Annotated in this window: 13 protein-coding genes; 3 read left to right on the top strand and 10 right to left on the bottom strand. The window is 47.1% G+C overall.

The annotated features are described in order from the left end of the window. Positions 1-1306 precede the first annotated feature (1306 nt). The 3 genes from SIB64_RS07030 to SIB64_RS07020 all read right to left on the bottom strand — a co-directional run bounded on the left by SIB64_RS07030 (position 1307) and on the right by SIB64_RS07020 (position 2539). Positions 1307-1876 (bottom strand): hypothetical protein, encoded by a 570-nt coding sequence (locus SIB64_RS07030; protein ID WP_413442532.1) that lies wholly within the window; start codon positions 1874-1876, stop codon positions 1307-1309. 48 nt (positions 1877-1924) lie between these two features. Beyond that, positions 1925-2185, bottom strand: a complete 261-nt coding sequence (locus tag SIB64_RS07025) for a hypothetical protein (protein WP_413442531.1) — start codon at positions 2183-2185, stop codon at positions 1925-1927. 72 nt (positions 2186-2257) lie between these two features. Next, entirely contained in the window at positions 2258-2539 is a 282-nt protein-coding gene (locus tag SIB64_RS07020) for a hypothetical protein (RefSeq protein WP_413442530.1), read from the bottom strand. A 1384-nt stretch (positions 2540-3923) separates the two neighbouring features. On the opposite strand from SIB64_RS07020, the gene SIB64_RS07015 reads away from it, so the two are divergent. Further along, positions 3924-5111 carry an aminotransferase class V-fold PLP-dependent enzyme gene (locus SIB64_RS07015; RefSeq protein ID WP_413442529.1) on the top strand — a complete coding sequence of 396 codons (1188 nt, stop codon included), beginning with the start codon at positions 3924-3926 and terminating at the stop codon, positions 5109-5111. A 64-nt stretch (positions 5112-5175) separates the two neighbouring features. Here the strand turns inward: SIB64_RS07015 and SIB64_RS07010 are convergent, their stop codons facing one another. The 4 genes from SIB64_RS07010 to yidD all read right to left on the bottom strand — a co-directional run bounded on the left by SIB64_RS07010 (position 5176) and on the right by yidD (position 8541). Next, on the bottom strand, positions 5176-6312 hold the full coding sequence (locus SIB64_RS07010; protein ID WP_413442528.1) for a mechanosensitive ion channel family protein: 1137 nt from the start codon (positions 6310-6312) through the stop codon (positions 5176-5178). A gap of 29 nt (positions 6313-6341) precedes the next feature. Continuing rightward, a complete protein-coding gene (locus tag SIB64_RS07005; protein ID WP_413442527.1) occupies positions 6342-7850 on the bottom strand; it encodes a UDP-N-acetylmuramoyl-L-alanyl-D-glutamate--2,6-diaminopimelate ligase in 1509 nt (502 codons plus the stop codon). 137 nt (positions 7851-7987) lie between these two features. Further along, positions 7988-8263, bottom strand: a complete 276-nt coding sequence (locus tag SIB64_RS07000; protein ID WP_413442526.1) for a glutaredoxin family protein — start codon at positions 8261-8263, stop codon at positions 7988-7990. Beyond that, complete coding sequence (gene yidD, locus SIB64_RS06995) at positions 8263-8541, bottom strand: membrane protein insertion efficiency factor YidD (RefSeq protein WP_413442926.1); 279 nt, start codon at positions 8539-8541, stop codon at positions 8263-8265. The genes SIB64_RS07000 and yidD overlap by 1 nt, the downstream gene beginning before the upstream one ends. 76 nt (positions 8542-8617) lie before the next feature. Here yidD and rpsD point away from each other — a divergent pair, with 76 nt between their 5' ends. Both rpsD and SIB64_RS06985 read left to right on the top strand, forming a co-directional pair. Continuing rightward, entirely contained in the window at positions 8618-9226 is a 609-nt protein-coding gene (gene rpsD / locus SIB64_RS06990) for a 30S ribosomal protein S4 (RefSeq protein WP_413442525.1), read from the top strand. 60 nt (positions 9227-9286) lie between these two features. Next, on the top strand, positions 9287-9922 hold the full coding sequence (locus tag SIB64_RS06985) for a DUF4079 domain-containing protein (RefSeq protein WP_413442524.1): 636 nt from the start codon (positions 9287-9289) through the stop codon (positions 9920-9922). 323 nt (positions 9923-10245) lie between these two features. Here SIB64_RS06985 and SIB64_RS06980 read toward each other — a convergent pair whose 3' ends face one another. The 3 genes from SIB64_RS06980 to SIB64_RS06970 all read right to left on the bottom strand — a co-directional run bounded on the left by SIB64_RS06980 (position 10246) and on the right by SIB64_RS06970 (position 22939). After that, complete coding sequence (locus tag SIB64_RS06980; protein WP_413442523.1) at positions 10246-18246, bottom strand: hypothetical protein; 8001 nt, start codon at positions 18244-18246, stop codon at positions 10246-10248. A 95-nt stretch (positions 18247-18341) separates the two neighbouring features. Next, positions 18342-20465, bottom strand: coding sequence for a S8 family peptidase (locus SIB64_RS06975; protein ID WP_413442522.1), 2124 nt, complete (start codon positions 20463-20465; stop codon positions 18342-18344). Between the two features lie 215 nt (positions 20466-20680). Continuing rightward, positions 20681-22939, bottom strand: a complete 2259-nt coding sequence (locus SIB64_RS06970) for an ERV1/ALR-related protein (protein WP_413442521.1) — start codon at positions 22937-22939, stop codon at positions 20681-20683. Positions 22940-22955: the final 16 nt, after the last annotated feature.

The following is a 22955-nucleotide window of genomic DNA, read 5'->3' as shown; positions in this document are numbered from 1 at the left end:
TTCGAAAGTTTCTCGCCTAGTTTTCGGATTACTGTAGTTCCATGAACACACCGTCTTTAGCAAGTGATGTCTTCAACTAGTCTGGTAGGAGATTCGTCACTACCCCGCTTCTCGTTGCATCTTCTATTTCGTGGACTCGATAAGGTAGGTAGTCAATACCTTTTCATGGCGGTTAAGTTGCATCTTATCAATGACTTCTTCTGCCAAAGAATGCAAGACATAGCTTGATTCACACTTAGCCCCGCTCGAAATGGCGGTTTTTTTTATTATCTCACCTAATCGGTTGAATATGCACTGATCCTTCAGAATCACTGAACGGACTCAACTATTGTACGTGTCAAATATGCCTCTCAGTGTACGACCTTTCTTGAAATCCTCTTCACGAGCACTGATGTTCTCTGACCAGAGTCGAAACTCTTCTACTGCTTGTCGATTTGAGTCTGACATGGGTTGTTTCTTTTGTTTCTTCACGATGCTGTAATCCCTTTGCGTTCTTATTTGTATTCGTCATCCCACCTCCAAGCCATCAAGCCCATTCTCCGCGCCTCCCCAAGCCTGTAACGGAGGCTTGTTCTCATGCGTGGCATGGGTCCGTAAATACCAGGGTTCTTATCCAGACCAAAGTTATGCCACCAACCTGTGTTGTTAAGCGGGTTCTGTACTGGGTTACATGCCTTACAGGGACGTTCAACAGCAGCCTTTGATGTCTTGGTATTAATACCAGCTTTGACATGGGTGGTAGACCCACAATGAGTACATTCGATAACCGTTCGTACTCTGTTGTCTACATAAATTTGTTTTTCTGTTTTTATAGTTTATTGATTTGGTATTTAGTTCACCTACCTCACAATGGAAGTAGGCGACTAATACCAAGACGAATCATTGGGATCGAACCAATGCGAAGTCACCAGACGTTCGTTGCTTTCATACCGCTATCCAAATGGACGGCTTTTTTATGACGTGTGATTTGTAGATGAACCATGTTCCACCCAATCTGGTTGCTAGTAGCAATCACGATCTACTAGCAAAGACAACCAACAGGTAATGCCCCTGTTCTTTGTTCACTTGAAGATTGTTGTGTTGATCTTATACAGTCTGGTTAAAAGAAAGTAATTCAAGATGTCTGTTCATTCCTTCACTCACTCGCTCCGCTCGTTCGTTCGTCGTTCACCTAGACATAAGTAAATAGAAGTGATTGTGTCTTTTGGGACACCTCGCTCGCTCGGTGTAGGAGCACTAGTTTTTGTGGTTTAAAACTGTTTGATTTGTCTTTCCTACTACGAAGTAGGTAGGTGATCCAAGAAAGTCAGTTATTGCAATGGTTCTTGCAGTTTTGCATCCAGAAGTAACAGGTTCTTGTGTCATCTCTTCCGTTATCTGGCCACACATTTTCCTCAGGCCAACTGTCAGGCATTGGAAAGTTGCGTGGTAAAGGATCAGGTAAATCCGGAAAAGGATCTCCTGCGCCCTTGCACGTCATGCGTCTCCCAAGACGTACTCCGTTAACAAAAGCAGTCCAAGTTTTTGGTGGACTTTCCAGATACTCTTCCCACTCCCTCATCTCCTCTACATGACTCTTCTTTAATTCCCACAGTCTTTCTTCTTCTATCTCTTCAGCCTCAGAGGCTTTAGCTCTACCTCTTTCAATCAGTCTCATCATGTCAATTGGCTTCATCTTCTTTATATCTTTCTTGTCTAGGAAGTCATCCTCTACAATAAGCATCGCTGTGTCCCAATCTACTTTCCAATTACGCATGAAAGTAAATGCCATCTTGTCTTTGGTATCCTCAATCGAATCGCCGTTGACTAAATCTTCAAATAACTGATCCTGGACTTCATTGAAATCAGCTACTTCCTTGTCAATATCTGCTCGCATACTTCTTGGCATTGACTGGCTTTCTTTATTCCTTTCACGCCGTTCCTCTCATTTTATCTCATTCATATAGTCAAAGAGCATCTGAGCTTCCTGCAGGGCTTGCTTCAGATTTGGGACTTGCTTGCTTGGTGGCTTGCCATTATTTTCTCTGCTCCATTGGTGAGCATCCTTGTCTTCACTAATGATCTTGCAGTTCTGAATGCTCTTGATCTCATCTTTTCTAATGCCTTGTTGTAGCCACATGATCGACAAACGAACAAACTCTGCATTTGTAATACCTAGATCGTTCGCTGTATTGATTGCAGTCATCTGTTCAGTCTTTGGCAGTTTCCACTGCTTCGTCGAAGATCGTCCCTGATGCCCCTTTTCCTCTGATTCTGATCATGCGCATCTAAATGTCAATTCATAGGCAACAGAGGCTGTTTTAGCCTCCTCATAGAGCGTAATCTGCACTGCATCACGCTCACTGCATTGCAGTGTATTTTTCAAGCCAATTAGCATTTGCAACTCTTGTTGACTAAACACTGCTTTCGGAGTTGAGCTGGCACATTTCTCCAACGACTTGATAATTGGATGATTGGAGCTATCATAGCGCCACTTGTTGATAGGAAAATAGTTTTTAGTCTTTCCAGTATTGAACTTGTTGTATTTAGGTGTGGTCACAAAAAAAGGTATGAAAGTGTTAGTTGCGGCTGAAAAGCTGCTGTGTGGGCATGCGTGATGCCTTAGTGATTGTGAATAGGGGATTTATCGTTCGCACCATTTGAGGCAGGTTGTAGGCGATTCTGAGCAAATCCAGGTCATTTGCCCACTTCAAAACATTAGAGAAGATTCACAGCTCGTTGTAATTCCCTCCAAGGCTTAGCGCCATATGCCATGGAAATAGAGTTGGGTGTATGACCAAACAAAGCAACGACAACAGCCTCATTCATATTATTTTCTCTCAAAATGGTTGCGGCTCTATCTCTAAAACCTTTGGGAGTTATTCCAACTATTTTCCTACAGAGCTTTGAGATATTAACTCCCCAACGCTTATTCGACTCTTGGTACTGACCCGGCTACAAAAGCCCTTTCCTCTCTCGCAACTTAATAGACCAAGACTTCAATCTTGGATGAATTGGAATTGACCTCTCAGAGGAATCGGTCTTCAAGGGTCTTGACTCATTGGGTCGGATCAGTATCCGGTCATCATGCAGATCTTCAGATCGCAAGCCAGCAATCTCAGCGAGACGAGCACCTGTGAAATGGAGGAATTTGAAAATCTCTATCTGTTCACCCGACCCATTCCAGTCGGATGGATCGATAATTGTGAAGTCAGGTTTTCTCGCCTTAACGACCTTGATACGCGTGTTTAAGCCCTTGAATACATGCATGGAGTCAGGTCGTAGCTCGCAAAGCACTGACCAGAGACCACAAAGAAATGCGAGACGAGTTTTAACAGTTGAAGGACTAAGACGTACCAGCAACGAGGAGCGATAAGCAATGGCATATTGGCGTGTTGCAGATGTTGGAAAAGTGACCGCAGCGTGTGCCAAGAAATCGTCTAATGCAGCTTTCCAACTCATCTCAGTCCACGCTGCAGGCGACTTCAGTGCCTTTGCCTGCTGGATCAGCTCTTCCTTCGACAGGTGGCCTCGTGGCTGCTCTTCACCCTTCAGGATCGCTCTGTATCTCAGCTCTTGTTGAGGAGTTATCAACCCGTCTCAACCTCAAAATCACAGCCAGTAAGAAATAGGTCTACAACTTTGGCGGCACACTAGATCAAACCGTTGAGGAACCGCATCAATCAACTCCTCACTGGTCAGTGAAACCTCATTGCGAGCCTCAGCGATAAGTCGATCTGTCTTGGCTGCAAATACGACTGAGAGCCTTTGTGCCACGCGATAGGTCGATCCAGGAGCCTCAACCCAAATCGTTTTGCCTATGACTGGCTGAACATCCTTAGGGCCGCCACGCTGGAGCTGGTATCCATTCCGCGCTTTACGAACATATGTCGGATGCTTCCGATAAGGCACCTTTAGTCACACCTTAATCAGCCATAAACCAGATGAACACAAACGAGTTGCGGTCACTGTGCCCTGCCCTGCAGAACAAGACCTACTTCAATTACGGCGGCCAAGGGCCACTGCCGACGCCCTCCCTTGAAGCGATCACCAACAGCTGGCGGTGCATCCAGGAGCTGGGGCCGTTCACCGCAGAGATCTGGCCCTTCATTGCCGCTGAAGTGAACAGCACCCGGCGGCGCCTGGCGATGGAATGCGGCATCCCTCCCCATCGACTAGCCCTGACAGAGAACGTCACAAGTGGGTGCGTTCTCCCCTTGTGGGGACTGCCGTTTCGCAGCGGAGATCGTCTGCTGATCAGCGATTGTGAGCATCCCGGTGTGGTGGCCGCCTGCGTCGAGCTGGCCCGACGTCATGACCTCGGCCTTGACAGCCTGCCGGTAAAGCAACTTCGCGCCGATCAGCAACAGACGGACCAGGGCGTTCTCGATGCTCTCGAGCAGTGCCTCAGGCCACGGACCCGACTGGTGGTGCTGTCCCATCTGCTCTGGAACACCGGCCAAATCATGCCGGTTGCAGCTGTTGCCCAACGCCTCAAACAGCACACACAACAACCCTTTCTGCTGGTGGATGCTGCCCAAAGTTTCGGGCAGATTCCTGTCGATGAGGCTGCAGCCGCCTCTGACATTTACGGATTTACCGGTCATAAGTGGGCTTGTGGACCGGAGGGGTTGGGAGGTGTGGCGCTCTCAGAGCGTGTGCTCGCTGAGGCATCTCCAACCATGATTGGTTGGCGCAGCCTCCAGGATGAACGCTTTGCAGATCTCACGCCCGAGGACCCGTTTCACCACGACAGCCGCCGTTTTGAAGTTGCAACCAGCTGCGTGCCGTTAATGGCGGGCTTACGACGCTCCATGGAGCTGCTGGCGGAGATTGGATCGGCCGCTGACCGCCTTGAATCGATCCGCCACCTGAGTGGGCGGCTCTGGCAGCAGCTCAACAACATGGGCAGCAGCTTGCCCCTGCTGACCGTGCCGCCCCCGGCTGGCCTAATGAGCTTTCAGCTGCCGTCTGGACCGGAGCCATCAGACCTGGTGAAACAACTAGGAACCCAGGGCCTTTGGATTCGCGATCTTGCCGACCCGCCCTGCCTACGGGCCTGCACCCATGTGCTGAGCCAGGACGCTGAATTGGATGCCCTAGTGCAAGCACTCGAGGGAATCAGCCCGTAATTCAATCCGGGCCATGCCGATACGCGATTGATCTTGAAAGGATGAAGCGCCTGCTGGGACGTGTTCAATTCGGGGCGCCGGGGCTCGGGCTCGATTCATCCCCCGCTGGTGGCGGTGCGAGAAAGGGCTGATTCGCATTGAAATTTGTGCCTGGGTAGAGCGTTGTGGAGGGGAAGGCGAAATCAGCACCGGCCTCCTTAACGATTGCAGCAATCTGCAGAAAAACATCCTGCTGAACGTCCAACCACTCCGACCAAACCGTCGTTTTTGTGAAGGTGTAAACCAACAGATTGATCGATGAACTGTCCCATTGATTGAAGTTGACCAGCATGGTTTGCCTCTGATCAATCGCCGCATGGCTTTTCAACATTGCCTTGACCTTTGATGTCACCTCTGCAATCCGATCAAGATCCTCATATCGCAGACCGAGCTCTACTTTGATCCGCCGGTTATACATCCGGCCAGGATTCTCAATCGGCGTGGTAGCAAACAGTGAATTCGGGATAAACAGCGGCCGGCGATCAAAGGTGCGAATCCGGGTGTGATACCAACCAATCCGCTCCACTGTTCCTTCAAACGTGGACACCTGGATCCAATCACCGACACCGAAGGGGCGGTTGAAAAACAACATCAAACCAGACAAAAAGTTCTGAGAGATCTGTTGCGTACCGAAGCCGATCCCAATTCCCGCACCCCCAAGCACTGCACCAACAGCCGTTGCAGAGACCCCAATCGCAATCATAATTGCGGCAAACGTGATCAGAAAAACAACAATCACATACAAGCGATCAAGCAGAGCGATCATCATCGATCGATCACGATCATCATCAATTTCTTTCTGCAACCAATGATCAAAACTGCTCGAATGGAGAATCTTCAATCCAGCAATACTGACGGCCCTGCCAATCACAAACAGCACCAACGATGCCATTGCTTTTGTAACTTCAACATCCGTCAGGATCACCATCTTGTTGGCCAGTAACCCGAACAGCCAACCGGCATAAAGAGCAACCCCAAATCCGAACACAAGCGGACGCCGCAGGGCACGGATCAAAAGCACCACCGAAGGATTGGGAATTCGGTCCGCCAGCTTCAGGACGAACCAGAACAACATCAGCAGGAGAGTGCCGGCGAGCAATCCCTGGGGAGTTTGAAAAAAGTGGGCATCGCTGACCAGAGCTGCCCGATTCAGCCCGTCCATTCAGAAACCTTTGCCGGTAGCAACGATTCTCACGCAGACAGCCGCAAGCGCAGCGCCTTCTCCGCCTCCTCCCGGTCGTCGAAGTGAATCTTCTCCGTGCCAAGAATCTGGTAATCCTCATGGCCCTTACCGGCCACCAGCACCAGATCTGCCGGAGAGGCTGCGGCGATTGCGGTTGCGATCGCTGAAGCGCGATCGCCTTCCACCAACAGGTCGATGCCCTGGGGGATCCCGATCACCACATCGTTCAGGATCTGCTCGGGGTCCTCTGTGCGCGGGTTATCCGAGGTCACCACCACACGATCCGCCAGGCGAGCTGCAATCTCCGCCATCTGAGGGCGCTTGCCCCGATCGCGATCACCTCCGCAACCGAACACACAGATCAGCCGCGCCCCAGTGAAGGGACGGGCCGCCGCCAAAGCACTCTCCAGGCCATCGGGGGTGTGGGCGTAATCCACCAGCACCGTGGGGAGACCATTTAAATCAGCACCCTCCAGTGCCACCCGCTCCATTCGCCCGGGCACTCCCCGGAAGCTCGTGATGGAGTTCAACAGCCTGGGAAGGGGTAACCCCTGCTGTTGCAGGACACCCACCGCCTGCAGCAGGTTCATCAGGTTGAACCGTCCCAGCAGCGGGGACTGAAACGCTCCCTCACCCAGTGGCGTGCGAAGCCTGCCTTGCACACCGCTGCCGGTCATCTCAAGATCGGTCATCACAAGATCAGCCGTTGGATCCGTGAGCGAACTGCGCCAACAGCGATCGCCAAGCCGCTGGGCCAGTTGCCCACCCCAGGGGTCATCCCCGTTGATCACTGCCGAGGCCCGATCAGTAGGAAGCAACGGTTCAGCGAACAAGGCCGCCTTGGCCTCGAAATAGGCCTCCATCGACAGGTGATAGTCGAGATGGTCCTGCGTGAGGTTGGTGAACACGGCCCCGGAGAAACAGCAGCCAGCCACCCGCTGCTGAGCCAGAGCATGGGAACTAACCTCCATCGCCGCCAGTTGACTGCCGGCGGCGACGGCTTGCGCCAGTTGAGCCTGCAAACGATCGGCGAAGGCGGTGGTGTGGGTCGCCGTAATGCTGCACCCAGGCCAACGGTTCACCAGGGTGCCGAACAACGCTGTCGGCACGCCAGCTCCAGCGGAGAGATGTTCGATGAGATGGGTGGTGGTGGTCTTTCCGTTGGTGCCGGTCACCCCGATCAGGGCCATACGGCGACTTGGGTGGTCCCAAAAAGCCGACGACAATGCTCCGACGTGGCCTGCAACCGGTTCCGGCACCACCACCACAGGATCCCCACCGGCTGGGGTCTGAGCCATGGCGGCTGACGGACCTATCACTGCCGCTGCTGCACCCGACTCCAGGGCCTGCCGCCAAAACGAACCACCATCAACCCGCTCACCCGGCAACCCGAGAAACAGGCAGCCCGGTCCAACGGAGCGGGAATCACTGGTGATCATCGTCACGTCCGGATTGATCAGGCCCGCTGGGATCTCAAGACCGGCATCACGGAGCAGTGCATGGAGCGTCTGACCCATCCGTCCCCCTTGGAAGAGCTCAGTGAATGGGTTCTTTCTAAGGCGATCAACGAAAGAAGAACAGCCAAAGGTGGACGGACATCTCAAACATGGCTGTTGAACCAACAGGCCTCAGCTCGGACCAAGCCAAAAGCTGTTCAGCCCCCGCTAACCACAAGACAGTTCAGCAACCATCGCTGCAACTGATCACCACTGAGGCGTGGGGATACCCGCGGAAGGACACGGTCAGCGACGGCCAACACAGGAACCTCCAAGTCGTAGCGGGCGCGGACCGCCTCGGCGGTGGTGGGAGCATCGATATCGACAATTTTCAGATGGAGATCCATCTTGGTGAGGTCAAGCATCCGCAGGCGTTGCTCAAGCCCCTCGCAAAGGCAGCAGCCCTGACGGCTGTAAAGACGGAGCTCAGCCATCAGTCCGGCACCGGGTCACAACCACAGGGAGTAAAGGGATGGCATCGCAGCAGTCGCTTGATGGTGAGCCAGCCTCCCCGCCAGGGGCCGTGACGCTGAATGGCCTCAAGGCCATAGGCGCTGCAGGTTGGAGTGAACCGGCATCGCGGACCGATCATCGGTGAGATGAAGCGGCGGTAGAAATTAATCACCATCAGCATCAACCAGGCAACGCTCCGGCTAGCAGCGCTGAACAGGGGATGAAGAAAGCCGCCAGATAGAGTGGTTGATTCGTGCATCAGTGGGGGGAAGGGCCCATCACGGATCCCAGCTTGACTCCATCTGTGCACGAATGGTCCCACCACACCTGAATTCATGTCTCGATACCGCGGCCCTCGCCTGAGGATCACGCGGCGCTTGGGAGACCTTCCCGGTCTCACCCGGAAGTCCGCAAAGCGGTCCTATCCACCCGGTCAGCACGGCCAAGCCCGTCGCAAGCGCTCTGAATACGCAATCCGTTTGGAAGAAAAACAGAAACTCCGCTTCAACTACGGGGTCTCGGAGCGCCAGTTGGTGCGCTACGTGAAGAAAGCCCGTGCCCAGGACGGTTCCACAGGAACCAACCTGCTCAAGCTTCTAGAAAACAGATTGGACAACGTCTGTTTCCGAATGGGCTTCGGCCCCACCGTCCCCGGTGCCCGCCAGCTGGTGAACCACGGCCACGTGACCGTGAACGGCCGTGTGACCGATATCTCCAGTTACCAGTGCAAGGTGGGCGATGTGATCGCGATCCGCGAACGCAAGGGCAGCAAGAAACTCGCCGAAGGCAATCTCGAATTCCCTGGCCTGGCCAACATCCCCCCCCATCTTGAGCTGGATAAAACCAAGCTCACCGCGAAGGTCACCGGACGCTGCGAGCGTGAGTGGGTGGCCCTCGAAATTAACGAACTGCTGGTGGTTGAGTATTACTCCAGAAAGGTCTGATCCACTTCAGTCCATCACTGTTCCACAATGCGCAACCCTGGGTTCAGGGTTGCTTTTTTTTTGACTGAGTCCCAAGCACTGCAGAGCCTCACCCCCCAGGCATGGATTGGGCTGGTGCATCCCGTTCTGATGATTCTGTTCGTGTATCCCGTGGTGGGTGCCACAATCCGGCTGGGGATCTTGGCGCGGGAGCGGCGGCTGAAGATCAATCCAATTGCCGCCTCCGTGCCGGTGGAACATGCTCAGCACGGTGCCTGGGTCACAGGAGGTGTTCTTGTGGCTGTGCTGATCGCGCTAAGCCACAGCTTGGTCAGCACCGCACCGGGGCTGCTGGTGATGGTGTCGGTTGCCGTACTGGGGAGCTACCGCTGGTTGCTCCAAAGCAGATCGATCTGGCAACGGTTGCTGTGGGCCGCTGCCTCGTGGAGTGGACTGTTGCTCTTGGGACTGCAACCGGGAGTGGAGCGTCTCAGTGATCAGCCCTGGACCCCATTGTTCTGGCAATCGCACTTTTGGATGGGGCTGCTGCTCAGTGGACTGTTGCTGAGTTCAACAGCGCTGCAGCCACTGATTGGCAAGGAACATGCCATCCGTCGATTGCACATTGGAACCAATCTGGTGGTAGCCCTGCTCTTGGCGATGCAAGCGATTTCAGGAACACGAAACCTGATGCTGGACGACATGTTCGGCACTTAAGCCAGAGACGAAATCGAGGATCCAAGGGAGAACAGAACACCCAATCCGGGCAAAAGACCAGAAAAGGAACAGACGATCTCAAAGCCAACGATGAATGGATACCGGAAGACCGAAGGGCCGACACGACGATCTGATCAAACAATTCAACGGATAAAAATGCCTGGCACAACATCAAAAAGAAAGACGTTGTGCCGCAATCGATCAGGAAATGGCCAAAAAATAGAATTCGAAATTGCAAAACCAAGAATCAGATTACCAAAAGCTCAAAAGACATATCTGGCCAAAATATTAAAAAACAAAAACGATGCCACGAACGAAGCTTCTTAGACAATATCAGACTGATTAAGTATAAAATCGTCAATGCTAATTTTCTTTGAGTTCAAGCCATTGATTTTCATGGTTCCGAGATCCTCAAGATCAATCACAAGACCATTTCTTACTCTTTCAACCGAAAAGTCGATATCGCTAGAGACAATCAAACGATCACCTTCAGAGGGATTGAAGCGCCTGAGCTTGTCCTTCCCAGCAGAAACAATCACATGGTCGATGACTCCATCTTTTCCAACATAGCGATCATTCCCTGATGAACCTAAAACCCTTCGAGACGCAAGGGTAAGGCGATCACCGAAATATTGATCGAAATCACTGTAGGCCTGTTTAACACCGAAGGTTTGTGGTGAATTGGAACCAATCGATACAGCAGGCAACACCTCTACATGACCCAAAGGGTAATTCTGAGTACCAACAATGTAATTCAACCGCAAATTCGGACTTAACGTCAAACCATCAAAGGACAAACGAGGCGAAAGCTTCATCGAGTCAAGCTGATCAAGATAAACCCGGTTGCCACCAGCATTATCCAATTGCACAGTAAGGTCGGCCGAAAGCTTTGTATCTAAACTTGCGCCCAAAGCGTATCCAGGAGTTCCCCCACAATATTTGATGACATTTTTTTGAACCCAATTATCGCAAGCAGATCGAACCGGACCTTCGGGGACAAGTTCAAGACCGGCTGATAAATTGAATTCAGGACGAATCGAAGCAGATGTATTGTCAAGGTCTAAGTAGACATTCTGGGAGAAAAGATCAGCGGCAACACTGGGCACTTGATCCGCTGTCATTAATTCGAAAATATCAGAACCAGAAATCTGCATTCCAGCCTGAGTCTTTAAATCAAAGCCAATTCCAGCACCTAGCTTGAGAGACAGTGGATTTGGCAGCAAATTAGGTGTATCAAAACTAAGATTATCGATATTTAAACCCATGCCAAACTTAAAAATATCAATCGGCTGATCAGGTTGCGTAAAAAATGTTTTAAGCATCGATTTGACAGAATCAGACGACGCAAAAGCAGGATATTCAAGATATGTACCAAAACGTTTCTCCATGACCGGTAGCGACAAACCTAAATCGGTCGATTTCAGCGCAGGATGCGCAGCTGGCTGAATAGCTCCGACCGTCTGCCGAAGCGACTGACTGGCCTGATGAACACCAACAGAAGACGAAGGAGTTGGATTCTGTGTCGATGAAGCATGCGAAGGTATTGTATATGCAAAACTCAAACCATCCACTTTGCGGTCTACATAGGAATTACGTGAGAACGCATCCATCTGATCCAGAAAAGTCCTAGCAGCATCCAGCTTGTCCGACAGATGCAACTTTTTATTGTAACGAATCTCATAGACTGAATCAATAATATCACTCGCACTATTGCCAATTTTTGAGTTAATTTTGCGACCCAAATACGGATGAGAGATCGACGCATCGAAAGGGAAATACTTCAAAACTGAATTGGCTTTGTCAATAATCCAAGAAGTACGCTCATCAATACCATCGTAAAAACCACCAAGAATATCCTTCTTCAAATAATCAATTGGCTCTTTCAAAGGCGAAACAAAATTTGAAATAGATTTAGCAAGCGGTTGAATCCCATTCGCGAAAGCTCCAACCCTAAGAGTGATATCTTTAGCTTCAACTGTTAGGTCAGATGCCAAACCTGTTTGATCAGCGCGTGTCGGTCCGTTGTACTTGTACAAACCCAATGGTACTGATTTGCCGTCAGGCAATTTGGATTGATTGGAAACCCCCAGCGATCCAATCTTGGCCAAACCCAAATCAAAGCCAGATTGACCATTGAAACTGGCCGAACCACTGATCGTTCCAACATTCCAAATATTATTTTTTACAGCACTATTTCGAAGTGATGAAAAGTAATCGTCATCAATAATTTGACGCATTGATGATGCAATACTTCCAGAGCCCGCCTCAAGATCAACCGCTAGAAAATTATCAACAAGATCAAAACCAAAAGACCCATTAACGCCGTAAATCGTTTCAAGTTCAGTTTTACCATTCACAACGATTGGATTCTGGGCATAGGCAAATTCAACACCTTGCTTGGGGATATCAAAATCAAGATCTCCGATACTGATTTGGCCTTGATCGAGGCCTGCTGACAAAGATTTGAAGTATGGTGTTTCAAGTGAAGAATCTGGAATCACTCTTTCAAACTGGACTGAAGTCTTAAAATCTGCAAAATCTTTTATCGCTAATTTTAAATCCGCCGACGTCGCGTCACTGGTTTTCCAAACAGTCGTTTTACGAACAGGATCATAGGAATAATCTAAAGCAACATCCCCCTGCAAACCAATAAGGTCGAAATCAGCGGCTAAACTACCGCGCAGCTTCGCCGAAAGCGGGATCCAACCATATTGTGGATCATAAGTAAGATTTACATCTTGGGCAGAGACCTGACCCGAAAAGAATTCACCAGATGACGCTAATGTGAGGTCATCAATGACATAAGAATCAGGTTGACCATCAACACCTGCAAGATAATCAACAGCAATAGAGCCAGAGGCAGAGAGACCGCCAAATTTGATATCCAACAGGCCAGATGCATTCCAGCTCGAAATAGCCCAATCATTTTGAGAGGTGGGTTCTATTAACATCTCATTCAACGACACATCGCCATTAAAAAGACCCGCCTCAAAAGACAGGCCGCCACTCACTTTATAAATATCACGACCCGTCGGGGAAAGAAGATCAGAGAGGAACTGGATCCTCATTCTCGAATCCATCTGAAAACCAGTTGTATCAAGATTGAGACTCCCCGATGCAGTCCATTGTTCAATCAACCAGGGTTTGGTCGCCCCCTCAACAGTTGATTTTTTAACAACCATCTGATCGAGTGAAGCTCCAGCTTGCAATAAATCCGACGCCGATTCAAGTTGAGCGCTCACCAAATACTGCTGGGAATCTGAGCGATAACTAACGGAAGCACCAGCAGAGAGATTCAAACCTGGAGCTGCAATGTTTAGTGCACCACTGGCATCCCACTGTTCAGTACTCCAAGTGGTCGTCGACGGCAGTGAGACATCATCCGAACGAGAAGGAGTGGATCTAGAACGAGTAAACGTAAGATTTTCAACACGCCCCGAAGCCAATAAGCTGGAACCGGACGATTTTAAAGACGCCGCTGGTATTGTGAATGTCTCTAAATTACCAACGTTTTGATACTCAAGATTTACAGCTGAAGCAAATGATAGTCCGGATATATTAAATGACAATGCACCGGAAGCCTTGTATTGCCGCACAGCCCACTTTCTACTATTGCGAGCAGAAGGATCGACAGTAGGTTCAATGATCATATCAGTAACTTTGGCTGAAGCAAATAACGAATCTGAATCGGCTGAACCACCAACTTCGGCATTTAAAATATATTGTTCCGAACCTTCCAGAGGATTACGATATGAAAGTTGCACATCACTCGTGAAGTTGAGACCCGCAACAGGAAAATTAAGTTCTCCCGAAGCATCAAACTGATCAACTCGCCAAGCAGATGCCCCAGGTGGAGAATTCTGATTTCGACTTAACAGAAGATCAGAGACTGTAGCTTTAGCAAAAATAGATTCAGCGTCCTGGCTTGCTGCGCTTACCTTTCCATTAATACGATAGTTATCAATGCCCGAAGTAATATTATGACGGTATTCAAGAGCAACATTTCCATTAAAATTTAATCCCAATATCGGAACTTCCAACTCACCTTCGGCATCAAATTGCTCAACGAACCAGGAAGCAGATGATCCTTCTAAAGGTTCGCGATATCGAACAAACAAGTCACTAACTTCTGCCCTGCCAAATAAACTATCTGGCTGGATTCCTTTGGTTTTAATACTGGCATTTACAATAAAAAGAGCATCTCCAGACTCATCAAGACCATAATTAACATCAACACCAGAACTAAGATTTAGACCAGGAACCTCAAATGACAATTGTCCAGAAGCACGAAATTTATCAACGGTCCATGAGTCACCAGCATCCTCAGGATTGGCATGATGTGAAAACTCCATATCCTCAACTTCAGCCGAGGCAAACAAACTATTGGGATCGCCCCCAGCAGCGGTAATACTGGCAGACGCTTTGTAGCGCTCCAGGCCTGAAGATTCACGTCGGTATGTTAAATCGACACCAGATGAGAGGTTTAAACCCAACACCTCCATCGCCAACATCCCTGATGCATCATATTGATCAACCTGCCAGGGATTCATCTGATTTTGCTGTTCATAGCTGAACTGAAGGTTGGTTATATCTGCTGTTGTGAATAATGATTCCGAGTCGGTCGTATCAGCTGAAACCGTGGCGTTAGCAGAATAAAGATCTCGAGAATTTAAAGCGTCATAGCGATACTTCAATTCGACATCTGAAGAGAGATTGAGGCCCGCTATATCAATATTAAGCAAACCATTAACTTGATACTTTTGAACTTTCCAGGCATCGCGGCCAGTTTTATTCGGTAAGTGATGGATAACAAGATCGTGGAGCTTAGCCTCGGCAAATAATGCTGATTGATCCTCCTTACTGGCCTGCAACGATGCCTCAGAAACGCGGTAGAGGTCGATTGAATTGGGATCATCTCCCCGTTTATAATCAAGATCCAGATTTGAATTAAATTTCAAGCCGGCGATATCAAAGTTAAATCGACCACTTGCAGTATAACTATCAACAATCCATGAGGCTAAACGTTTGTCTGTGGAATCAGATTCGACTTGATCAGAGTGCGGACGCAATATTAAATCTTGAACACGACCCTCGGCAAACAATGAACTGGCATTTACTTGACCAGCATTAAAATCAGCATTGATAACATATTGGGGTTGTGAAGTTCTATTCGACTTATATTCTAAATTAACATTTGAGCCTAGAGGTAAGCCAGCTATTAAAAAATCAAGTTGGCCAATCGCTGCGTAGGAAAGAATCTGCCACTTGCGTTCTTCGTCATCATTCGATTGATCAATGAAAATCAAATCATTAATCATTGCCTTAGCAAAAATATGATCAGCTCCCTGCTTATCCTTTGAAGCGTCAATTTCTGCCTCTGCAATAACATACTTAGCTCGGCCCTTATTGTGATCATATTTCATTGACAATTTTGAATTGAGGTCAACACCCCTCACCGGTAAATTAATACGCCCATCAACCTCAAATGATTTCACATCCCATTGGTTGTTCGTATTATCAAATTCAAATACAAGATCATTGACCGTGCCTTCTGAAAATAAATCATCCTCTTTTGAGCCACCGCCGACCATGGCACGATCGACACGATAAGTCTGAGCTCCACGAGTATTCTGATAAGAGAGCAAAGCCTTACTTTGAACATTTAATCCAGGTAAATTGAGCGCAAATGAACCCTCTGCCTCATATTGCTGGATGGTCCAACCTGGTTTCTTAATGCTCTTGTCCTGGATAAAAATTAAATTTCGAATTTCTCCATCACCAATTAATTGATTGGTGACTGACGAATCTGTTTTTGAAGATAACTGAGCTTTTTCAATAATGTAACGGTGTTTATTATTCTTTTTCGAAAAAGCCATATCAACAAGACCATCGATGGACAAACCCAGCACATCTACATTGAGACGTCCGGTTGCATTCCAATGCTTGACATCAAGTATTCTTCCCTTGTTAGTAGGTAAGTAACTGAATACAAGTTCATCTAATTGACCAGAAGAAAGTAAGAGATTATTATTCGTGGCCAGAGCATTGCTTTTCAGAACAGCATTTGAAATTGTATAAAAAGAATCTTTCTCGTTGTGGTCGAATGCAAGAGTGAGTCCTGCATCAAGTGCAAGACCAGCAATATTCTGGTTGAAGTTTCCCTTTGCTTCCCACTCGGATATCTTCCATCCTCGGCCGTTTTGAATGGGTTGAAATTCAAGGTGGCGCAGTGTAGCCGCCTCCAATAAATTAGATTGATCACCTGTTTTCGATAATTCAAGATCACGAATCGAGTATGTTGGTATTCCATCATCATTGTTATATCTCAAAGTGGCTTTATCGATAGAAAGCCCTATTGGTTTGACATTTAAAGAGCCAGTAGCTTGCCAATTCGAAATCGTCCATCTGTCATTATTTTTGTTTGGTTTTACAAGGTGAAGATGATCCAATGAACCATTGACTAGCAACGAGGACGCTTTTGAATTTGAAACTAAACTGCCTGAAAGTTCATACAACTCTTCGGATTTTTTCGGATCAAAGGAGTAGCTGAAAGCAACACTTGGATTCAAATCAATTCCAAGTGGCTTTAACAAATTTGTCAGTTCACCTTTGGCTTTTAATGATGAAATCAGCCATTTATTACTAGGACCCTTCGATAAATCTGCATTTGAAATCGAGCCGGACGTTATCAATTGATTATTATCATTAAGTATACTTGCATTTTTAAGAGAGATCAAATCACCATTAGCTGATTTTTTGTAATTCAAGCGAAGATCTGGCGCAAACTTAAGCGCATTGAATGGGAGTTTAAAATCTCCACGAGCTGACCATGCTTTTGGATACCAAATACCATTTTCATCCTGTGTAACAGTAAGAGAATTAATAGCTGCTCCATCTTCAAATAACGGCTGATTATTAGGCAACTTAAGGTTCCTAATCTTAATTTCTTGTTGTTTTGAACTCGAAGGCTGGGAGCTAATATCAATTTTTTTATTCGTATTAAGACCAGGGATATTGAATGATAATTTACCGGATGTCTTCCATTTGCCAATCTTAAAAGCACCGTTCAAAAGGTTAAAATTTAAATCAGGAAATTTAACGCCCCTACCAAAGATACTTCCACGCCCCCCAGTAGTTTTAATATGAGAAATAGTATATCTACCGTCTACATTATTATCAGTATCGGAAGATTTCTGCGATTTACTATAAGAAATTGAAGATTTCTTTGAACTTTTTAGTCCACCCAAACCAAACAAGTCGATATCAAATGGTGTCTTACCCTCAAAACTAACAACATGAAATCTATCTCGAGTCTTATTTTTACGCGCAGAGTGATTAAAAACCACCTGGCCATCGAATTTTTGAGAGCCGAAATCAAAATATTCTGCAATAGGCGAATCACTAAAAAGGTCAACAACCCCACCAAGTATATACTGTGACGATCCGATTTCATGGCTAAGATTAACTTTTCCACTAATATTTAGGCTATCGATATCAAGTAAATCAGCTGAAGCCTCTACATGCCAAGATTTAATTGATGCATCTTCAACGGTGACTTCGGTCGTCAATAAGTCGCTCTTACCAGAATCTTTCGACCGCAATATTTTCGGGAGGCGAAATGTTAATTTCGGATCAGCGGCGTCAAAACGAATCGTCCATTCACGAAAATCTTTGTATTCAGAGGTGATCTCTGAACGAATTCCTTTAAGTTTAGGTAAAACGATGAGCTTATTTTGGGAAATCTTCGAAAGGAAGTTGACGCTATTGTCTTGATCAAGATGCCAAATACCAGTTTTTTTATTTTGTTTAGGTGGATGTAACGCAAAAAGTTCCTTGTTTTTTGAAGTCCATCCAGCAGATTTATCATTCAATTCTACACTACTTTTCTGCACTAATGAACTCAACGGCGCATACCCCTCAATAGTTTTGTTGTTACCGAGAAGGGAGTCAGTCGTGATAATCCGAGCCCTTAAACGATCAGAACAACCGTAGTGCAGACCTCCATAACAGGACCAAAGGACAAGGTCAGGGGTCGAGACGGATAAGCAATCTCGTCTCAACTCGTACAATCTCGATAAGGGAAGGCCCTCACCAATCTGGAGAGTCACGCCATCGCCATGGCAGATCAAATGAATTTCTTGATCTGAATAGTCTTTGATAACTTCTAATAACTGTTCAATATTAGTTTCTGGCTCAACCGCATGAATGTTCCAAGTATCGGAGGATAAATAGAAATCTAATGACAAATATTCAACAAGATCACTCGGAGCAAGAACATGCTTTCTGGATTGAGTCTTTATACTTGATAAGGATGGCAATATCATTCAATCAGGCTCAAGACATAGACTCTTCCGTCATAGCCGAAGTCAAGAAAAAAAACAGGAGTTCTGTCTAGTTCATAGAAAGACGTAACTTCGCATTATAAAGTTGCACTTGGATCGTCAACGACAGCGAAATCATTCGGTGTCAGATCAGGAGTGTTTTTAATTTCTGCAAAAAGGCCACCAATTTGCTCGCCACCAAAGCGAGGTTCGTCTCCATTAGCATTGTAAAATAGCTGACCAGATTTCTTGAAATAGATGATGTCAACAGGTTGTTTAGCTGCTTCAATGATCGCTTCCGTTGAAGCCACTGTTTGCAATGTCAAACGATCATTTGACAATCCTTTGAATCGCTTGGATGGCAAAATCAGTTGATCTGATTGAGATGGATTAAAATTGATAATTTTATCCATATTTTGCAGCGAAAAAGTTGCCATATTGTTAAAAATAAAAAGGTCTTTACCAGGTGAACCTTTTAGTATTGTTGATTGCAAGCTTGAAACATACTCGCAGCTATTTTTTGTGCAATTCACTACAGCTTCACGCATGTCTTTTGGCTCAATTGAGGAGATCAAGGCATCATCTTTGCTTTTTATTTTATCAACTTTCTCCATAGCATCTTCCAAACGTAGCGCTCGACTATTAACGACAAAAGGCTCTAGGGAATTCAATTCAATAGAATTATTGATAAGAATTTTTTTAACATCTGATGCCTCTAATTTTGGATGATAATCCCATATTAATGCGGCAGCTCCAGTGATTACTGGAGCTGCCATCGATGTACCATTTTTCATCATATAGGCACCACGTTTTTTTTGATCAGACCCAATTGTTTGATCCGGAACCGTACTATAAATACCATAATTTTTGACAAAAACATCTACGATCTGACCGGTTGTGGGATCTGTCTTAAATGATGCTTTTTGAATATTTCCGCCTGGGGCAGCGATATCAACAACTTTATTGCCATAGTTTGCATATGGGGCAATTTTGGCATCTGAATCAACTGAAGTAACAAGAATAAGATTATCTTTTTTTTCGGCAAAGCTATAGGGAAAAATTGCATTCGAATTCAAGTCACCAACTCTATTCCATCGTCGAGTTTCTGAGCCTGGTGAACCTGCATTGCCAGCAGCCATCACAATCAGCACATCATTGTTTCTCGCTTTCCTGAAAATATTACGATACATACTTTTAACTTTGAAATAACGGCTTTCTAATTTTTTTGAATTAACCTGGCCAATGCCAATTTTAGATTCCTCTCCTAGTGACAAATTAATAACTTTCGCCCCATTATTTATCGCATAATCGATTGCATTTATAATGTGCCTATCTGCAGCCAGTCCCGCATCATCAAACACATTTAAAGACATTAACTGGGACTCCCAATTAATCCCCGTAATGCCTATTTTATTATTACCTTCAGCGCCAATAATGCCTGCAACATGTGTACCATGAGAGCGAATATTCTCCTGCATACTCTTCCGATAACGACCATCTGGTTGGTTGGTTATGAAATCCCAGCCATGAACGTCATCCACAAAACCATTGCTGTCATCATCTAAATTATTTCCTGGTATTTCACCCTCATTTACCCATATATTGTCGTTTAAATCTGGGTGCTCTAAATCAATTCCTGAATCAATTACAGCAATTGGTGTTGAACGGGAGCCACGATGCTTCGTCCATGCTTCAGGCGCAGCAATGTCAAAATTAAGAAAAGCAAGTTCAGAGTCTACATTTTTCCCTGCACCATTAAATAAATACCACTGTTTACCATAGAAAGGATCATTAGGAGTGGCCAGATATGGATTTAGACCAGTTGTATAGACATTCAGGTCGAACTTAAATGTTAAATCTTTTGTCGTCTTTAAAGGCTGATTGGAGCTTATTCTAACAAAAAGATCATCATTCTTGGAGTCAATTTGGGTAAAACATAACTCTGCTCTGCGACCTGAGCCTGTTGAGCTTATAAAAGAATTTGAGGGATGATCGCTGAAAAAATACAAATCAAGATCGTGGCTTAACCCAGAAAGATGCCCATAGACATCATTGGGCCCATCAGATAGATTAACTTTAAGAATAACTTCCTGAAATTGCTTGATGCTATCTTTTAGCCTAACAACTGAATCGGTATTGGCAGAGATCTCGCCATAATAAATTGATTTATCAAGCTGAGCCTGAATCCTCTCAAGTGATGTTCTCTCTATCGCTTTAGACATTTAAGCTTCCTTAGCAAAGCAGAACGCTTGTTGACGTGTTTAATAATTAAATTAGCTCTTAGGCGCTTCAGAAAGTAGAATTGTATTGATTTTGTAATTAAAATCATTATTGTCTGTCAGAGAAGATTCTCATTGACAAGCCAAAGCACAGATGGCATTTCTTTAACACCAGCCATTCACTGGAAACACAGCATCTTTACAATCGCAAACCAGTGCTAGTTCTCCGTAAATAGACCACTGCGTGCCAAGACCTCTTCCGCATCTGTGAAATGCGGTGGATCATCACAAAGTGTGGGGTTATACCGATAACTCTCATGCAGAAAGCGCGATTGTGTGACGGCATCTTCAACACCTTCAATCACGACGACTGCGCGATTGCGGATGGTCTGCTGTTGAGGAAGATCCTCAGCATGCAACGATTGCTGCAGTTCATCTCGCAACACCGATAAATGAGCAGCCTGCTTCACGACCCCATAAATCCGTCTGACACGATCACGAGGGATCAACTCCACACCCAGCGTTTCGGCTCGTTCCAGTTCTGAGTCAAGGCTTGGCCAGTAGCGTGACGTGTAATAGGCACCAGAATCCTTCTGATACCAGGCTTCGCTCCGTGCGATAGATGATGAAACCGTGTTGTGAAGTTTCCAAAGGAAGAGCCGCAGAGATGCTCCATCGATCACCGCATCAAATTTGTCGCTTAAGGACACTTCCAGGTTGACACTGCCCTGATCTGAGCCCAGAAACAGATATTCAATTGGATACATATTCACCTCGCGATTTTTTACCACATAGCGGTTGAGATGAAAGCGACAGTAAGGACAGGGATACATCGTAGCCAACGCTTCAAAGAAGCTCCTGAATAATTGCACCGAATCCTTCTGCTGTTCCAGTGGTTGGTCTGCGATCAGCTCTGCACAGGTATGCATCAATCGCCACGTGGGAGGACCGATGTAATACGGAAAGCTGACGCGCATCTGGCTTGCTTGCACATCGTGACGACCGACGTGAAGATCGAGAAAAGCGACGTACTGGCATAGGAAACCTGATTCACGCCCGAATTCCTCACGCTCCCGTCGTTTCTGAACACCATTGAGGTAGTGACTCGTGAGCTCCCAGGCTCGCCGAAACATCTTCTTTGTTTGAAGCGGCAGGTTCGCAAAGCGTGTCTGAAGAGCATTGCCGTAATGGCTGAACACACCCGCCATCTCGCGTTCCTGAAACCAGGTATGAAGAGTGGCCTGATCAGCACCATCCCATGCATCAATATCGTCCTTAGAGAGAACAGAACTGGCACGCAACAACAACGGCATGAATTCGTCATACCAATACGCTGTCGGCATGATCGATCCAGCAAAACGCCGGTCCACAGAATCAACAATCACACGCTGCCAACTGTCGTGAAAGGAGCCCGATATCGCAGACTGCTCCAAGTCGAGATCAGCATGGATTTCATGATGATCGTCCAACTGACGCAAGCGATTTAACTCGTGAATTTGTAAGTCGTCCTGGGTGACCTGCTCAGGCTGATGCCCCTGCAGTGAGGACGTCAAGAGAACTTCAAGAACAACGCCCAGAATTTGATGATGATGATTGAGCTCGATCAATTCCTGCTCGAGCCGCTCTTCCGCTTCCCGCATGGCCGGAGTATGCGGAATCTCTTCCCAGTACTGCATCCGGTGACGTAATTCTTGCTCCGCACGGATCACGGACGATCGCAGTGTTTCAAAGGGTTCTTCTGCCCCGGATTCCACGATCCCCAGAGAGAGATAGAGATCAATTGCTGCATTCACAAAACTGACGAAATCTGGAATGGTATAGGGCAAGTCATAGGCACGCAGATGTGTTTCTGAATGCGCTGAATAACTTTCACGGAAGCTTCGATAAGCCGCTCCTTGGATTAAACGAAAAAAGCCAATCTGCATCTGCAGCGGTGACGTACCCGCGTTAGATGAAAGACCTTCCCCGCCTGAGCCTGAACTCTGCCGATGATTACAAGATTGAGATGGGCCTTGGACACTTACAGGCCGATGCGCGCCGACGTAAGCCCTGGGATGCGTGCTGAAGTGATTTGGGAGATAGGCCAGGAATGTTTCAAAGTTCACCCGGTCGGAGCCGTCCCCGCAGAGTTCATTGGTCAGAGCCTCAGCTGTGTGCTGAGACACGTCGAACAGTTGCAACAATCGCCTCAGAACCGAGAGCTCAACCACCCCATCCTTGTTGGAATCCAAGAGGTTGAAGGCTTCTTGGGCCTTCACTTGAATGGTGCCGATCTGCAGCGCCATCAACTGACGCCACTGCTGATCGGTCAGCGCATCAGGCTGGAGACGATTTGACGTTAAAACCGATTCAAGCTCCGTGAGCGTCAATGTTCCACCGAGTTCTTGCACCTGCTTCACAAGCACGTCGGCGCTGATCGGCACCTTCTTCAACGTTGAGAACAGTTGTTCAAAAGAACTGGAATCCAGGGAAGCCATCCATGAAGCCTCGGTA

The organism is Synechococcus sp. MIT S1220, from assembly GCF_047303025.1.
In the GTDB taxonomy this organism is placed as follows: Bacteria; Cyanobacteriota; Cyanobacteriia; order PCC-6307; family Cyanobiaceae; genus Parasynechococcus.
Note: the sequence above shows the minus strand (reverse complement) of the source record. Positions and strands in the feature narration are given on the sequence as shown.

What these genes read in the sequence shown, in the direction of transcription:
- SIB64_RS07030 (WP_413442532.1), bottom strand. Translation starts at nt 1,876, where the DNA reads ATGCGAGCAGATATTGACAAGGAAGTAGCTGATTTCAATGAAGTCCAG.
- SIB64_RS06980 (WP_413442523.1), bottom strand. Translation starts at nt 18,246, where the DNA reads ATGATATTGCCATCCTTATCAAGTATAAAGACTCAATCCAGAAAGCAT.
- yidD (WP_413442926.1), bottom strand. Translation starts at nt 8,541, where the DNA reads ATGCACGAATCAACCACTCTATCTGGCGGCTTTCTTCATCCCCTGTTC.
- SIB64_RS07000 (WP_413442526.1), bottom strand. Translation starts at nt 8,263, where the DNA reads ATGGCTGAGCTCCGTCTTTACAGCCGTCAGGGCTGCTGCCTTTGCGAG.
- SIB64_RS07015 (WP_413442529.1), top strand. Translation starts at nt 3,924, where the DNA reads ATGAACACAAACGAGTTGCGGTCACTGTGCCCTGCCCTGCAGAACAAG.
- SIB64_RS07005 (WP_413442527.1), bottom strand. Translation starts at nt 7,850, where the DNA reads ATGGGTCAGACGCTCCATGCACTGCTCCGTGATGCCGGTCTTGAGATC.
- SIB64_RS06975 (WP_413442522.1), bottom strand. Translation starts at nt 20,465, where the DNA reads ATGTCTAAAGCGATAGAGAGAACATCACTTGAGAGGATTCAGGCTCAG.
- SIB64_RS07010 (WP_413442528.1), bottom strand. Translation starts at nt 6,312, where the DNA reads ATGGACGGGCTGAATCGGGCAGCTCTGGTCAGCGATGCCCACTTTTTT.
- SIB64_RS06970 (WP_413442521.1), bottom strand. Translation starts at nt 22,939, where the DNA reads ATGGCTTCCCTGGATTCCAGTTCTTTTGAACAACTGTTCTCAACGTTG.
- rpsD (WP_413442525.1), top strand. Translation starts at nt 8,618, where the DNA reads ATGTCTCGATACCGCGGCCCTCGCCTGAGGATCACGCGGCGCTTGGGA.
- SIB64_RS07025 (WP_413442531.1), bottom strand. Translation starts at nt 2,185, where the DNA reads ATGACTGCAATCAATACAGCGAACGATCTAGGTATTACAAATGCAGAG.